Raw genomic sequence first — 15745 nt, 5'->3', positions numbered from 1 at the left:
CCCCGCCATGAACGCCCCACCCCCTCCGCGAACAACCTTTTCCGCCCCCCCACCGACAGCCGCCGACCAATGCCGCCGGACTTTAGGGAGCGCCTTAGATACACGGCAGCGATGGCCTTTTAGCATCCTCCCTCGCCTGCCGGACGCCCGCACAGACGGGGCCAAGCGGCAGGCCTGCCAAACGAACGGCGGCGGGCCCGGCCCGCCGCCGTTCGACACTAGACTCAGGAGTACCACATGACTGTCAGCAAGAACCTGTCCCGCGAGGCGGCCGCTTCCGTGCTCGCCCAGAACGATCCGCTAGAAGTGCCCGTGGCGCCGCCCGCCCCGCACATCAGCTACGTGCTCGACGATGCCGGTACGCCGGCCTACCAGGGCATCGTCCAGCTCAACGGCTACACCGACGACACCACGCCGACGCTGATCGGCAACGGCGCGGCCGCCGGCGACCTGATCAAGGTCTACCACGGCGACCGGGTGATCGGCAGCACCATCGTCCAGGGCAACGGCTCCTGGCGCTTCACCCCCTCCGAGGAACTGCGCGAGGAGGGCGTGCAAGTGCTGCGCGCCACCGCTACCGACAGCAGCAACGGTCTGGAAAGCGACTTCAGCCCGCCCTTCAGCTTCATCCTCGACCTGACCCCGCCCAGCGCCCAGGCCACCATCCAGAACGTTTCCGAAGCCCTGCCCGAGCAACCGCTGGTCACCGTGGACTCCACGCCCATGCTGTTCGGCAGCCTGAGCACCGCCCTGGCCGCCAACGAGAAGCTGCAGATCAGCCTGGACACCGGCGCCACCTGGCAGGACGTCGCCTCCGTCAGCGGCGCCTACTGGCAATACCAGGACGTGCGCGAGCTGCAGAACGGCAACTACACCTACCTGCTGCGCACCATCGACGCCGCCGGCAACCAGGGCGCCATGACCGCCCAGCAGATCACCATCAGCCGCGAGGTGACCCCGCAGCCGGTGGAAGGCATCAAGGTCAGCATCATCGGCATCACCCCGGACACCGGCGTGGAAGGCGACTACATCACCAGCGCCTCGAAGATCACCCTGCTGGGCACCCTCAGCGAGGAACTGCCGGCCGGCGCCAAGCTGCAGGTCAGCGTCGATGGCGGCAACAGCTGGAAGACCGTGCAGGCCTTCGGCACCGACTGGATCTACATCGACCCCAGCGTGCACAACCTCGGCACCCAGGTGCGCTACGAAATGCGCGTGCTGGACGCCCAGGGCAACCCGGTGGCCAGCAGTTACGCGGCCCAGGACGTGGTCTTCGACGCCGGCAACCCGCTGCCGGACATGTACTCCAGCATCGAGCTGGGCACCGACACCGCGGTGGAGATCGCCGGCCAGTACAGCAACGCGCAGAGCGCGCAGAACAACGACTTCATCACCCGTGACAACAGCGTCACCCTGTCCGGCAAGCTCAGCGCCGCGCTGCAGATCGGCCAGCACCTGCAACTGTCCCTGGACGGCGGCAAGACCTGGGAGACGCTGATGTCCAACGGCGGCCAGCTGTGGAGCTACACCAGCGAACCGCTGTCGGCCAGCCAGCAGCTGGGCGTGAAACTGCGGGTGGCCGACAACGCCGGCAACAGCGTCGAGCTGGGCGAGCGCACCCTGGTCGTCGACATCGACTCGCCGGTGCCCTTCGCCTTCGCCCCGCAGCTCGGTGAGCAGGCCTTGAGCGGCGAGCGCGCCTACTACTCCAGCGCCCAGTACGGCCTGGCCGAGGCCGGCGCCACCGTGGCCCTGGTGCAGGACGTCAACCGCGACGGCCGCTACCAGGAAGGCCTGGACAAGATCGTCGGCTACGCCGTGGCCGGCAACGACGGCCGCTGGAGCTTCGACGCCATCCTGCCCGAAGGCCAGCAGCAACTGGGCTTCGTCACCTGGGACGTGGCCGGCAACAACTCCGGCTTCGGCCCGCAGGTGCTGATCGACGCCCACCGCCCGGTCAACGAGGCCGGCTTCAGCGTCCATGACACCGGCTGGGGCGGCACGGTCGCCTCGGTACGCGGCTCCAACACCGCGGCCATGGCCATGAGCGCCGACGGCACCTGGTCGTTCTTCCAGAGCACCGGCTACGCCCTGAGCTCCACCGCCTACAAGAACGCCGGCCACGTCTTCAGCGGCCTGGACCGTGACGAGTACCGCGCCAGCTACCTGAGCGAGCCGCTGAAGGTCACCTCGGACGGCAACGGGCACATGATCTCCAAGGCCACCTTCGCCGACTACAACCGCGACGGCCTGATGGATGTCATCGCCAATGTGAGTGGCAACTCCGCGGACCTGCCGGTATGGACCGCCAAGGCGGACGGCACCTACAGCGCAGGCTCGGTCAACAACCCCAACCGGCTGAACATCGGCGGCGTGATCGCCTGGGACGGCAACGGCGACGGCTACACCGACTTCATCGTGGTCGACAACACCATCGGTAGCTGGGGCTTCAACCTCATCCGCAACGACAATGGCGTGCTGAAAGGAGAGCGCAAGGGCAACACCTGGTGGGGTTCGGAGATCAGCGGCGTCGACCTCAACAACGACGGCGCCGTGGACCTGGCCGGTCACAACGACCAGCACGGCAACACCGCCCTGGGCGTATTGCTGACCCAGAGCGACGGCAGCTGGAGCAAGGAGCAGACCTTCGGCAGGATGTTCCGCAGCGATAGCGCCGGCAGCACGGAATACAGCAACCTGGCCACCTCCATGACCTGGGCCGACTTCGACGGCGACGGCGACCTGGACCTGTTCCTGGCCCGCGGTGCTCGCAGCTCCACCGGCCATAACGGCAATTCCGACGACAGCCGCATCTACCTGAACAAGGGCACCGATGCCAACGGCAAGTGGCTGGGGATGGACAACGACAACCCGCTGTTCTTCAACGACGCCCTCGGCCAGGACCAGAAAGGCAACCTGGTGCACTTCGACGGCGGCCCGTCCTTCGCCGTGGACTGGAACCATGACGGCAAGATGGACGTCATCGAGGCGCCGCGGCAGAACGCCGCCTGGTCCTCCACCAATGCCGCCATGACGCCGGTGCTGTTCATCAACCAGGGCAATGGCGACTGGATGAACAGCGGCCAGCTGCTGGGCAACGAGGCCTACGACAACGTCACCGGCGCGGTGGCGGTGGACTACGACTTCGACGGCGCCGTGGACCTGCTGCTGTACCGCACCTCCGGCAAGGACCATGTGGGCCTGGATACCGCTTCGTCGCCCACGGTGCTGATCCGCAACGAGAACCACGTGGCGGAAGGCACCAGCCTGATCCTGCGCATCCTCGACAAGAACGGCATGAACAGCTACTTCGGCAACACCGTGCAGCTGTTCGACGCGGCGGGCCGCCTGGTCGCCACCCAGATCCTCAACCCGCAGTCCGGGGTGACCAACGACAGCTCCGGCCTGGTGTACTTCTACGGCCTGGACGCGAACCAGACCTACAGCGCCAAGCTGCTGGCCGAGCCTGCCATCGGCAACGGCAACATGGTCCCGGGCCGCTTCGAAGAGGACCTGGGCCTGATCAACCCGACCTGGGGCAACCTGGTCACCGGCGCCGCCGAGCACGCCTACGTGCTGACCGCCGGCAAGCCGACCGTGAGCTTCGACAGCCAGGGCGCCGGCACCGTGGGCACCGGCTACAACGACAGCTTCATGGCCACCGAGGGCAACGACGTCATCAACGGCGGCGGCGGCTGGAATCTGCTGGCCGACGGCAGCAAGCAGTGGAGCGCCACCCAGGGCCTGGACGAAGTGGACTACCAGTTCGCCAAGCAGGGCGTGCAGGTCAATCTGCAGAGCGGCCAGTCGCTGGGCATGGGCAACGACACCCTGATCGGCATCGAGGCCGTGAAGGGCAGCTGGTACGCCGACGCCTTCATGGACAACGCCGCCAGCAACCGCTTCGAAGGCCGCGGTGGCGACGACGTCTACTACCTCTTCGGCGGTGGCAACGACACCCTGGCCTATCGTCCGGTCGATGCCTGGGACGTTTCCGCCGATGGCAGCAACGGCCATGACATGGTGTTCGGCTTCGGCCTGGGCAACGTGCTGAACAACAGCAACGCCGACATCATCGACCTGCGCGGGATGCTCGGCTACGGCGGCCCGGTCAGCCTGGTCCGGGATGACGGCGTGCTGCAGCTGGATGCCTCGTCCCAGGGGCTGCTGGACTACCTGTCGAGCCGCGTCGAGGGCAACAACACCATCATCAGCGTCGACCGCGACGGCATCGGCCAACAGGTCGGTTCCACCGACCTGATCACCCTGATGGGTGTGCGTACCGACCTGCTGAACCTGATCCAGAACCACCAGATCATGGTCTGAGGCCCTGAACCGCCCCGGCGCTTGCGCCGGGGCACCGATTCGTTTTCAGCGGCGCCGAATTTTCTCCCCCTTGGTGGCGCCGCTTTTTTCTTTCCGGGCGCGAGCAGGCTCGTGACCCCACATCGGCCTGGCGGCCTTTCTTCGAAGTTCAGAAAAATCTGGCTGATGTAGGTCGTTTTGCTTCCCCAGATTCGGACATCCCCGGTGTTTCCGCCCGGGCTCCATCGGTAGAAAGACCCATCGCCGAACGACAACCCAAAGGCTCCTGACCTTGAGTACCGAAACACCCCTGTTCCGCACCGAGGCCCTGCAAGGGCAGGGCGCCCACTGGCTGGGCCCGATCATCCTCATACGCCCGCTGTCCTTCAGTGTGCTCACCGCCCTGGCCACCCTGTTCGCCCTGCTGGTGGCGGGTCTCTTCATCTGGGGCAGCTACACCAAGCGCAGCACCGTGGTCGGGCAACTGCTGCCGGTCAACGGCCAGGCCAAGGTGCACGCGCCGCAGATGGGCGTGATCATCGAGAAATCCGTCCGCGAAGGGCAGAAGGTCGAGCGCGGCCAGACCCTCCTGCGCCTTTCCAGCGAACGCTACAGCGGCCAGGACCAGGCGGTGCAGGCCGGCATCAGCCATCAGCTGGAGGCCAGCCGCGAGTCCCTGGAACAGCAGCTGGAGAAGCTGCAGCGGCTGCAGGCCGACGAACGCCGCAGCCTGCAGGCCAAGGTCGTCAGCCTGCGCGAGGAGCTGGCCACCCAGGCCGCCCAGCTGCAGAGCCAGCGCAAGCTGCTGGCCATCGCCAGCGACGCCGAGGGCCGTTACCGCGGGCTGATGGAGAAGGGCTACATCTCCATGGACCAGTTCCAGCAGCGCCAGGCCGAGCTGCTCGGCCAGCGCCAGACCCTGCAGCGCCTGGAGCGCGAGCGCACGGCGCTGCAACAGCAACTGCGCGAACAGCAGGCCACCCTCGACGGGCTCGATGCGCGCCACGCCAACCAGCGCGCCGAGCTGCAACGCCAGCTCAACGGCGTGCGCCAGCAACTGGGCGAGAGCGAGGCCAAGCGCACCCTGCGCATCGTCGCGCCGGAAGCGGGCATCGCCACCGCCGTGCTGGCCGAGGTCGGCCAACTGGTCGACCCTTCGCGGCCGCTGCTGAGCATCGTCCCCGAGAATGCCGAACTGGTCGCCGAACTCTATGCGCCGAGCCGCGCGGTGGGCTTCATCAAGGTTGGCGATACGGCGCGGATCCGCTACCAGGCCTACCCCTACCAGAAATTCGGCCAGTACAACGGCAAGGTGCTGTCCATCTCGCGCACCTCGCTGCCGTACAACGAGCTGGCGGCCATGGCCGGCAGCGTGCCGGGCGTCGGCCAGAGCGGCGAGCAGTACTACCGCATCCGCGTGCGACTGGACGAACAGCAGGTGCGCGCCTACGGCCAGCCGCGCCCGCTGCAGAGCGGCATGCTGCTGGAGGCCGACCTGCTGCAGGAAACCCGCAAACTCTACGAATGGGTCCTCGAACCCCTCTACAGCCTGTCCGGCAAACTCTGAGGTATCGCGCCGTATGGCTATCTTCGACTCCCTCGCGCTGCGCTTCGGCCGGCGCCTGCCCAGCATCCAGCAGACCGAGGCCGCCGAGTGCGGCATCGCCTGCCTGGCCATGGTCGCCGGCTACCACGGCAGCCACCACGACCTGCGCGAAATGCGCCAGCGCTTCAACGTCTCGCTCAAGGGCATCACCCTCAAGCAACTGATCGAGGCGGCGCAGCAGATGGGCATGGCCACGCGCCCGCTGAAGCTGGGCCTGGCCGACCTGCCCAAGCTGCGCACCCCGTGCATCCTGCACTGGGACTTCAAACACTTCGTCGTGCTCAAGTCGGTGAGCCGCCGCGGCGCGGTGATCCACGACCCGGCCCACGGCATCCGCAAGGTGGGCGTGGAGACGCTGTCGCGCTCCTTCACCGGCGTGGCCCTGGAGCTGTGGCCTGACGCCGCCTTCGAGAAGAAGGAGGCCAAGCCGAACCTGCGCCTGCTCGGCATGCTCGGCAAGGTCAGCGGCCTGTACCGCTCCCTGGGCCAGGTGCTGCTGCTGTCGCTGGCCCTGGAGGTGTTCGCCCTGGTCAGCCCGTTCTTCATGCAGTGGACCATCGACAACGTCATCCCCAGCAACGACCGCGACCTGCTGACCACGCTGCTGATCGGCTTCGGCCTGATGATGCTGATGCAGCAGATCATCGGCGCCGTGCGCCAATGGGTGGGCATGCACATGGGTACGCTGCTCAACGTGCAGTGGCGGGCCAACGTCTTCACCCACCTGCTCAACCTGCCCACGCAGTATTTCGAGAAGCGCCACCTGGGCGACATCGTCTCGCGCTTCGGCGCCGTCGACAGCATCCAGTCGACCCTGACCTCGGCCTTCCTGGTGGCGGTGCTCGACGGCCTGATGACCATCGCCACCCTGGGCATGATGCTGGTCTACAGCCCGCTGCTGGCCAGCATCGCCATCGTCTGCATGGTGCTCTACGCCCTGGTGCGCTGGGTCTCGTACCAGCCGCTGCGCAACGCCACCGAGGAAGAGATCATCCATGGCGCGCGGCAGCAGACGCACTTCCTCGAAACCATGCGCGGCGTGCGCCCGCTGAAACTGTTCCAGCGCCAGACCGAGCGCCGCGCCACCTGGCTGAGCCTGCTGGTGGAGCAGGTCAACGCCGGCCTGCGCACGCAGAAGCTGGGGCTGCTCTACGGCCAGGTCAACGGCCTGCTGTTCGGCATCGAGAACCTGCTGGTGATCTACCTGGGGGCGAACATGGTGATGGACGGCCACTTCACCGTGGGCGCGCTCATGGCCTTCCAGTCCTACAAGGGCCAGTTCGACAGCCGCGTGGGCAGCCTGATCGACAAGTTCTTCGAGCTGCGCATGCTGCAGCTGCAGGGCGAGCGCCTGGCCGACATCGTCCTCGAAGCGCCGGAGCAGGGCGGCAGCGGCATCGACCCCGACCTGCTGCGCCAGCGCGAGTTCGGCATCGAGCTGCGCGGCCTGCGCTACCGCTACTCGGAACACGAGCCCTACGTGCTCGACGGCATCGACCTGGACATCCGCGCCGGCGAGTCGGTGGCCATCGTCGGGCCCTCCGGCTGCGGCAAGAGCACCCTGGTCAACATCATGCTCGGCATCCTGCCGCCATCCGACGGGGCGATTCGCGTGGCCGGCATGGAACTGTCGCAGATCGGCCTCGACGGCCTGCGCAGCGTGGTCGGCACGGTGCTGCAGGACGACAGCCTGTTCGCCGGCTCGCTGGCGGAGAACATCGCCTTCTTCGACCCTGCGATGGACATGGAGTGGGTGATGGAGTGCGCGCGCCTGGCGGCCATCCACGACGAGATCATGATTGCGCCCATGGGCTACAACACCCTGGTCGGCGACATGGGCACGGTGCTCTCCGGCGGCCAGAAGCAGCGCATCCTGCTGGCCCGGGCGCTGTACAAGCGGCCGCAGATCCTGTTCCTCGACGAGGCCACCAGCCACCTCGACGTGGACTGCGAACGCCGCGTCAACGAGGCCATCCGCTCGCTGAACATTACCCGGGTGATGGTCGCCCACCGTCCCGAGACCATCGCCTCGGCCGACCGCGTGGTGGTCATCGCCGGCGGCAAGGTGGTGGGCGAGCGGGCCGTCGACCCCGGGCTGCTGGAGGGCGAGCCGGCATGAAGCGCATCCTCCCGTTCGCCCTGGCGCTGGCCGCGGGCCCCGAGGCCCTGGCCGGGCCGGACGTCTTCCGCACCGAGCGCACGCTGCCCCAGGCGCCGGTCAGCGAGGCGCGGCACGGCGGCGTGCCCTGCCTGTTCAACGGCGTCCAGGCGGAACTGGCGCTGGACGAGGCCATCGAGCGCATGCTCTGCCAGGACCCGCAGACCCGCCAGGCCTGGGCCGAGGCCAAGGCCCAGGCGGCGCAGATGGGCGTCGCCTGGTCGGCCTACCTGCCGCGCCTGGGCGCCAGCGTCGGCGCCAGCGACGGTCGCAGCCGCACCGACTACCTGGACTTCGACGGCGTCGAGACCTCGACCCGCCAGAAGAGCCTCGATGCCCGCCTCGACCTGAGCTGGGTACTGTTCGACTTCGGCAAGCGCCGCGCCGCGCTGCGCAGCGCCCGCTACCTGCTGGTGGCGGCCAACGCCAGCCACGACGCGATACTGCAGAACGCCTTCGTCAACGCCGCCCAGGTCTACTACGACGCCCTGGCCGCCCAGGACGCCCTGGCCGCGGCGCAGCAGGTCAAGGACATGGCCGAGGAGAACTTCCAGGCCGCCGACGCCAAGTACCGGGCCGGCGCGGCGGCGCTTTCCGACCGCCTGCAGGCGCAGACCGCCGCGTCCCAGTCCGAGCTGCGCCTGGTGCGCGCCCGCGGCAACCTGGACAACGCCCTGGGCACGCTGGCGTTGCGCATGGGGCTGGCGCCGGACAGCGAGCTGAAGCTGTCCAGCGAACTGACGCCGATGCCCGATACCGGCTTCGTCGGCGCCATCGACCGGCTGCTGGCCCAGGCGCGCAGCCACCATCCCGAGCTGATCGCCGCCCAGGCGCGGCTGGACGCGGCCCAGGAAAAGGTCCGCGAGGCGCGCGCCGAAGGCCGGCCGACCCTGGCCCTGACCGGCAGCCTCAGCCATTCGCGCAACGACCTGCCGCTGGCGCTGAACGGCGACACCCGGCAGCGCGATTCGAGCCTGGGCCTGCAACTGAACATCCCGCTGTTCGAGGGCTTCGAACGCAACTACCGGGTGCGTGGCGCGCGGGCCCAGGTCGAGGCCAGCCGCGCGGCCCTGGCCGGCGCCGAGCAGCAGGTGTCGCTGCTGGTGTGGGGCAGCTACCAGCGGCTGATGGTCGATACCCGCAGCCTGAAGAGCACCGACGCCCTGGTCGAACAATCGCGCCAGGCCCTGGAGGTGACCCGCGGGCGCTACCGTTCCGGGGTCGGCAGCATGATCGAACTGCTCAACGCCCTGAGCGCCTACGCCGATGCCCAGGAGCAGCACATCCGCGCCCTGGCCGACTGGCAGAATGCCCGCCTGCAACTGGCGGCGGGATTGGGCCGCCTGGGGTTCTGGGCGTTGCAGTGAGGAGCGGCGGCAACTAGCGGGTATTTCCGGTCGTTAAAACAAAAGCCGCTTCGGTATGAACCGAAGCGGCTTTTTTGTCTTCAGGAGACGCTGGGTTATTCATATATTCGGCTCGCGAACTATCTTTCGCGACCATTATCCGCTCACCATTCATAAGATTATTTTGTACGAAACTTCCAGGTTCGCTGGTTGTATTTTTATGGCCTTTTGCCAGGAAATCTGAATGGCGATTTAGTTCGCCGATTTAAGGTTGTCATGGGTATTTCCATACAGAACAATCACCTGGTCGCGCCACATAAGTGGTAGCGCAGCAAGAAAGCCAACATAAGCACTCAATGTGCAAGGAGTACGAAAATGCAAGAGTTGAACATTCACGAAGTAGAGATGGTCGCCGGCGCTGGCATCATCGATGACGTTATCGGTCGCATCGGCGCCGCCATCATGCTGATTCCGCTGTCCCTCAGCACCGGCGTGGCGAAGGGCGTGGTAACCGGTGGTTCGGTGGGCGGCATTCTGGGCGTCGGCGTCGCCAGCGGTGCCTTCGGTGGCGTCATCGGTGGCGTTCTCGGCGTTATCCATGCCGTTACCTATGGCCTGGTGAATGGCTGGGGCATGTCGCTGGAAACCTTCAACGCCAACGCCGAAGGTTGGTGGAGCATGAACGTTCCGGCCCCGCAGGTCGGCCAAGGCGGCGGTCTGCTGGGCAGCCTGGTGGGCGGCGGCGGTTCCTCCACCGGCCCGCGTTGATCCGGCATCGACCCGAATGAATGCCACCGCTTGGCTGGGCGGCATTCCCATCTGTTCGGTGGAACAGGGAGCCTGCCGGTATCCGGCAGGCTCCTCTATGCGCTCGATGATGGAGGCATGATGAAAGAACTCAATGGGCAGGAACTGGAAATGGTCGCCGGCGGAGCCTCTTCCGGCTTCCTCGACAGCATCGGCGGTGCGCTCTTCGGCACCTTGAGCGGTGCGCTGGGGGGCATCACCCAGGGGCTTTCCAGCCTGCTGGGCGGCAACCCGATCGGCGCTATCCTCAACGTCACCGTGGGCACGATCTTCGGTGCCATCTCCGGGTTGTTCAATGGCCTGGCACAGGGGACTTCCTCGAAACTCCAATCCTTGGGAAGTCTCTTGGGCAATCCATTCTCCGGCAATAATTCCGGCTCTGGAAACGGGCCGCGTTGATATCGCCAGTACGCTGTCTTATCGAAAATAAGCCACTACTTCGGTAGTGGCTTTTTTGTTGCCTGGCGATAGTCCATGGTTGATTTATTAAATATATCAATCGGAATTTTCTTAATTTTATCTATAAGAGATTTCCTACAAGTCAGGTTGGATTTCTCCACTGTCTGGCTATTCGGCTCGCGTAATAGCCTATTGCCTGATTCTTTAGCGGTTCGAGGCTTTTTCAGGATATCCCCGAAGAATGTCCACGACCTGACTCGTAGCATTGCGGCTCGATTTTTCAGGGTGGTTCAGATGTTTCTCAACAAGTTGCATTGGGGTGCGCTGGCCTGGCTGGCATTCACCCCGCTGGTGGTCCTCGGTGCCGAGCCGGAGGGCAAGGGCGGCAAGCGCCTGCTCTGCCAGCCCGAATGCGGGTGGCAGGATGCCCCGCGGAAGAAACTGGACCTGTCGGTCGACCACCTGACCCGCGACTGGCAGTCGTCGGACGCCGGAGCGGGGCAGGGCGGTACCCTGGACCTGTGGCATGCGGTCAGCCTGGCGGTGCAGACCTACCCGTCGATCCGCGATGCCGCGGCCCAGCTCGACCAGCAGCGCGAGGCCATCAACGTGGCCAGGGCCGGCTACCTGCCGACCATCCAGACCGGCCTGAACACCGGCAAGCAGGGCGCCTACGGCAGCGGCCAGAACCTGTCGCTGTCCGCCTCGCAGATGATCTACGACTTCGGCAAGGTGGCCAACGCGGTCAAGGGCGCCGAAGCCGGCGTGCAGGTGCAGCGCTTCCAGCTGATGAGCGAGGTGGACGAGGTCGCCCGGCAGTCGGCCCAGGCGCTGATCGAAGTGGCCCGCTACCGCGCCCTGCGCGACAGCGCCCGGACCCTGGTGGACGGCCTGCAGCGCCTGCGCCAGTTGGCCCGGCAGCGCGCCAGCGAAGGCGCCAGCACCCAGGCCGACCTGATCCAGGCGCAGTCGCGGGTGGAGGCGGCCGAAGCCTCGCTGCTGGCCATCCAGACGCAGCTGCGCCAGCAGAAGAGCAAGCTGCGCACCATGATCGGCCGCGAGGTGGACGAGGCCGCCGTGGACGTGCCCGCTGAGCGCCTGCAACAGGCCGTGCGGCTGATCAAGCCGAACCCGCGGATGCCGGTCGGCGTGCGCATGGCGGTGGCCGAGCGCGAGGAGGCCGAGGCCCAGCTGTCCCTGGCGCGCGCCAACACGCGGCCGACCTTCACCGTCGACGGCGGCGTCAACAAGTACTTCGGCAATGCCGGCGACATGGCCGGCGAACGCGTCTACACCCTGACCCTCGGCGTCAAGCACGACCTGTTCGCCGGCGGCGCGCCCTCGGCGCGGGTGCGCGGCGCCGGCCAGGCGCTGCGGGCGGCCGAGGAGCGCCTGCACACCCGGCAGCTGGAGGCCCGCGACCAGTGGGTCGCCCTGCAGGAACAGATGGGCGGCCTCGACGAGCGCCTGCGGGTGCTCGCCGACCGCCAGAAAAGCATCGTCGACACCCAGCGCCTGTACCGCGAGCAGTACCTCTCGCTGGGCACCCGCACGCTGCTCGACCTGCTCAACGCCGAGCAGGAGATCTACCAGGCGCAGAGCGATTCGGTGAACGCCCGCCACGACCTGTGGAGCGCCCAGGTGGCCTTCATCAACGCCACCGGGCGGATGCACGACGTCTTCCAACTCGAGAGTGATTCCCTATGACCGCGCAAGCGCAACGCCCGGATGCCGTCAGCAGCCCGTGGCTGGAAGCCATGCTGATGGTGGCCCGGCATTACCGCCTGGACGTTTCCGAAGAACGCGTCCGCGTCGGCCTGCAATGGCGCCAGGGCCAGGACCTGGACGGGCAGCTGCAGCACATGGCCCGCGACATGGGCCTGACGCTGCGCGCCGAAGCCCTGGACAAGGGCGTGCTCGACCCCTGGCGCCTGCCGGTGCTGGCGCAGTTCTCCGGCGGCCAGGTCGGCGTCATCGAAAGCATCGACGGCCAGGGCCGCGTCGGCGTGCGCCTGAGCGGCGAGCAGGGCGTGCTGCAGGCCCTGCCGGCAGAGGAAGTGGTCGAGCGGGTGGAGCGCGTCTACTGCCTGCGCCCCGAGGTCGCGGTGGCCGACGTGCGCGTCGACGACTACATCAAACCCTACCAGCCCAACTGGTTCTGGAGCCTGGTGCTGCGCGACTGGCGGCGCTACGGCGACGTCATGCTCGCCTCGCTGGTGGCCAACGTCCTGGCCCTGGCCTCCATGCTGTTCTCCATGCAGGTCTACGACCGCGTGGTGCCGTCGCAGTCCGAGCCGACCCTCTGGGTATTGTTCGGCGGGGTGCTGCTGGCGGTGCTCATCGGCTTCGGCATGCGCCTGGCGCGCACCCACATCTCCGACCTGATCGGCAAGCGCGCCGACCTGCGCATTTCCGACCGCGTCTTCGGCCACGCCCTGCGCCTGCGCAACGAGGCCATGTCCAAGTCCACCGGCTCGTTCATCTCGCAGATCCGCGAGATGGAGCAGGTGCGCGAACTGATCACCTCGACCACCCTGGGCGCGCTGGCCGACCTGCCGTTCTTCTTCCTGTTCCTGGTGGTGCTCTGGTCGGTGGGCGGGGTCATGGCCCTGGTGCCGCTGGCGGTGCTGCCGCTGCTGCTGATCCCCGGCCTGCTGGCGCAGAAGCCGCTGGCGCGGCTGTCCAAGGAAGGCATGCGCGAGTCGGCGATCCGCAACGCCATCCTGGTGGAGGCGGTGCAGGGCATCGAAGACGTCAAGCAGCTGCGCGCCGAGCAGCGCTTCCAGAACCAGTGGAACCACCTCAACGAGGTCTCGGCCACCGTCAGCATGCGCCAGCGCTTCATTTCCGGCGCGCTCATGGCCTGGACCCAGGAAGTGCAGACGCTGGTCTACGTGCTGGTGGTGCTGGTCGGCTGCTTCCAGGTGATGAGCGGCGACATGACCACCGGCGCGCTGATCGGCATGTCCATCCTGTCCTCGCGGATGATCGCGCCGCTGGCGCAGATCTCCGGGATCATGTCGCGCTGGCAGCAGGCCAAGGTCGCCCGCGAGGGCCTGGAGGAGCTGATGCAGCGCCCGGTGGAAAGCGCCGAGGGCGGCAAGCGCCTGCACCGCCCGGTGCTGCACGGCGACTACCAGCTCGAAGGCGTGCGCTTCCGCTACGGCCAGGACGACAAGCGCGCGGCCATCGAAGTGGGCCAGCTGCGCATCGCCGCCGGCGAGAAGGTGGCCATCCTCGGCCGCAACGGCGCCGGCAAGTCCAGCCTGCTGCAACTGCTGGCCGGCATGTACCGGCCGCAGGAGGGCAGCCTGCTGCTCGACTCGCTGCGCCTGGAACTGATCGACCCCTACGACGTGCGCCGCGACGTGGCCTTCCTCAGCCAGCAGGCCAACCTGTTCTTCGGCACCCTGCGCGACAACCTGACCATGGGCCGGCCCAACGCCAGCGACGAGGAACTGCTCGAGGCCCTGCGCCTGAGCGGCGCCCTGGGCATGGTGCAGGCGCTGCCCGACGGCCTGGAGCACATGGTCCAGGAAGGCGGCCGCGGCCTCTCCGGCGGCCAGCGCCAGAGCCTGCTGCTGGCCCGCACGCTGCTGCGCCAGCCGCGCGTTCTGCTGCTCGACGAGCCCACCGCCTGGCTCGACGAAGTCGGCGAGCAGGGCCTGATCCGCCACCTGGAGCCCTGGCTGGCCTCGCGCACCCTGGTGGTGGCGACGCACCGCCCGGCGGTGCTCAAGTGGGTCGACCGCATCATCGTGGTCGACAACGGCCGCGTCGTCCTCGACGACACCAAGCAGGCGGTGCTGGCCAAGCTTGCCGGCGGGCCGGCGGCCAAGCCCGGCGAGAAGGCCCCGGCCGTCGCCTGAGCCACCACTGAATTCGCAGAGGACGCAGGCCCTGGCCCGCGTCGGGAGTGACCATGCAAGCCAATTCGATTCAAGCGCCCGGGGCCGCGCCCCTGGCCCCCTACTTCCAGGCGAAGGAGCACGCGCCGCGCGCCACCTGGCTGATCTGGAGCGTGCTCGGCGGCATGTTGCTGCTGTTCGCCTGGGCCTACCTGTTCGAGCTCGACGAGGTTTCCACCGGCACCGGCAAGGTGATCCCCAGCTCCCGCGAGCAGGTGGTGCAGTCCCTGGAAGGCGGCATCCTCGCCGAGCTGCGGGTCAAGGAGGGCGACCGCGTCGACGCGGGCCAGGTGCTCGCCCAGCTCGACCGCACCAAGACCGAATCCTCGGTGGGCGAGAGCACCTCGCGCCTGCGCGCCGCCCTGGCCATGGCCGCGCGCCTGCGGGCGGAAGTGGACGGCGGCGAACTGGTGTTTCCCGCGCAAGTGCTGGAGGAGCCGGACCTGGTGAAGTCCGAGACCGCCCTGTACAAGTCGCGGCGCAACAGCCTGGAGAAGAGCCTCAAGGGCATCAACGAGGCCCTGGCCCTGGTCGACAAGGAACTCAAGCTGACCACGCGCCTGGCCGAGATCGGCGCGGCGAGCAACGTCGAGGTGCTGCGCCTGAAGCGCCAGGCCAACGAGCTGGAGCTCAAGGCCACCGAGACGCGCAACCAGTATTACGTCAAGGCCCGCGAGGAGCTGGCCAAGGCCAACGGCGAAGTGGAGGCGCAGCAGTCGGTGACGCGCGGCCGCGCCGACTCGCTGACGCGCCTGACCGTGCTCTCGCCGGTGCGCGGCATCGTCAAGGACATCGAGGTGAACACCGTAGGCGGCGTCATCCCGCCCAACGGCCGCTTCATGGTCATAGTGCCGGTGGAGGACCAGTTGCTGGTGGAGGCGCGCATCTCCCCGCGCGACGTGGCCTTCATCCACCCCGGGCAGCGCGCCACGGTGAAGATCAGCGCCTACGACTACGCCATCTACGGCGGCCTGGAGGGCAAGGTGACGCACATCTCGCCGGACACCATCCAGGACGAGGTTCGCCGCGACCAGTACTACTACCGGGTGTTCGTGCGCACCGAGACCGATTCGCTGCAGAACAAGGACGGCAAGAGCTTCCCGATCTTCCCCGGCATGGTCGCCACGGTGGACGTGCACACCGGCAGCAAGACCGTCTGGGACTACCTGACCAAGCCGCTCAACCGCGCCCGCGAAGCGCTGCGCGAACGCTGAGG

Annotated in this window: 9 protein-coding genes; all 9 read left to right on the top strand. The window is 67.4% G+C overall.

Annotated features, from left to right (window positions below; translation table 11 throughout):
• The first annotated feature begins 237 nt into the window (after window positions 1-237).
• The 9 genes from RN02_RS10710 (at window position 238) to RN02_RS10670 (ending at window position 15743) form a co-directional block, all read left to right on the top strand.
• The gene (locus tag RN02_RS10710; RefSeq protein ID WP_052267697.1) at window positions 238-4326 is read left to right on the top strand and encodes a VCBS repeat-containing protein; all 4089 of its coding nucleotides are present in this window, start codon (window positions 238-240) and stop codon (window positions 4324-4326) included.
• 289 nt (window positions 4327-4615) lie between these two features.
• Entirely contained in the window at window positions 4616-5872 is a 1257-nt protein-coding gene (locus tag RN02_RS10705; protein WP_043314445.1) for an HlyD family secretion protein, read from the top strand.
• A 13-nt stretch (window positions 5873-5885) separates the two neighbouring features.
• Window positions 5886-8030: a peptidase domain-containing ABC transporter gene (locus RN02_RS10700; RefSeq protein ID WP_043266669.1), complete on the top strand. Its 2145-nt coding sequence runs from the start codon at window positions 5886-5888 to the stop codon at window positions 8028-8030.
• Window positions 8027-9436, top strand: a complete 1410-nt coding sequence (locus RN02_RS10695; RefSeq protein ID WP_043314440.1) for a TolC family protein — start codon at window positions 8027-8029, stop codon at window positions 9434-9436. The genes RN02_RS10700 and RN02_RS10695 overlap by 4 nt, the downstream gene beginning before the upstream one ends.
• Window positions 9437-9790: 354 nt before the next feature.
• The gene (locus RN02_RS31655) at window positions 9791-10183 is read left to right on the top strand and encodes a hypothetical protein (protein WP_051878328.1); all 393 of its coding nucleotides are present in this window, start codon (window positions 9791-9793) and stop codon (window positions 10181-10183) included.
• Between the two features lie 117 nt (window positions 10184-10300).
• Window positions 10301-10621 (top strand): hypothetical protein, encoded by a 321-nt coding sequence (locus RN02_RS10685; protein WP_161796242.1) that lies wholly within the window; start codon window positions 10301-10303, stop codon window positions 10619-10621.
• A gap of 294 nt (window positions 10622-10915) precedes the next feature.
• Window positions 10916-12328, top strand: a complete 1413-nt coding sequence (locus RN02_RS10680; RefSeq protein WP_043314437.1) for a TolC family outer membrane protein — start codon at window positions 10916-10918, stop codon at window positions 12326-12328.
• Window positions 12325-14490, top strand: a complete 2166-nt coding sequence (locus tag RN02_RS10675; RefSeq protein WP_009619434.1) for a type I secretion system permease/ATPase — start codon at window positions 12325-12327, stop codon at window positions 14488-14490. The genes RN02_RS10680 and RN02_RS10675 overlap by 4 nt, the downstream gene beginning before the upstream one ends.
• 53 nt (window positions 14491-14543) lie before the next feature.
• The gene (locus RN02_RS10670) at window positions 14544-15743 is read left to right on the top strand and encodes an HlyD family type I secretion periplasmic adaptor subunit (protein WP_009619435.1); all 1200 of its coding nucleotides are present in this window, start codon (window positions 14544-14546) and stop codon (window positions 15741-15743) included.
• Window positions 15744-15745: the final 2 nt, after the last annotated feature.

The organism is Pseudomonas sp. PI1, from assembly GCF_000812405.1.
In the GTDB taxonomy this organism is placed as follows: Bacteria; Pseudomonadota; Gammaproteobacteria; order Pseudomonadales; family Pseudomonadaceae; genus Pseudomonas; species Pseudomonas citronellolis.
Note: the sequence above shows the minus strand (reverse complement) of the source record. Positions and strands in the feature narration are given on the sequence as shown.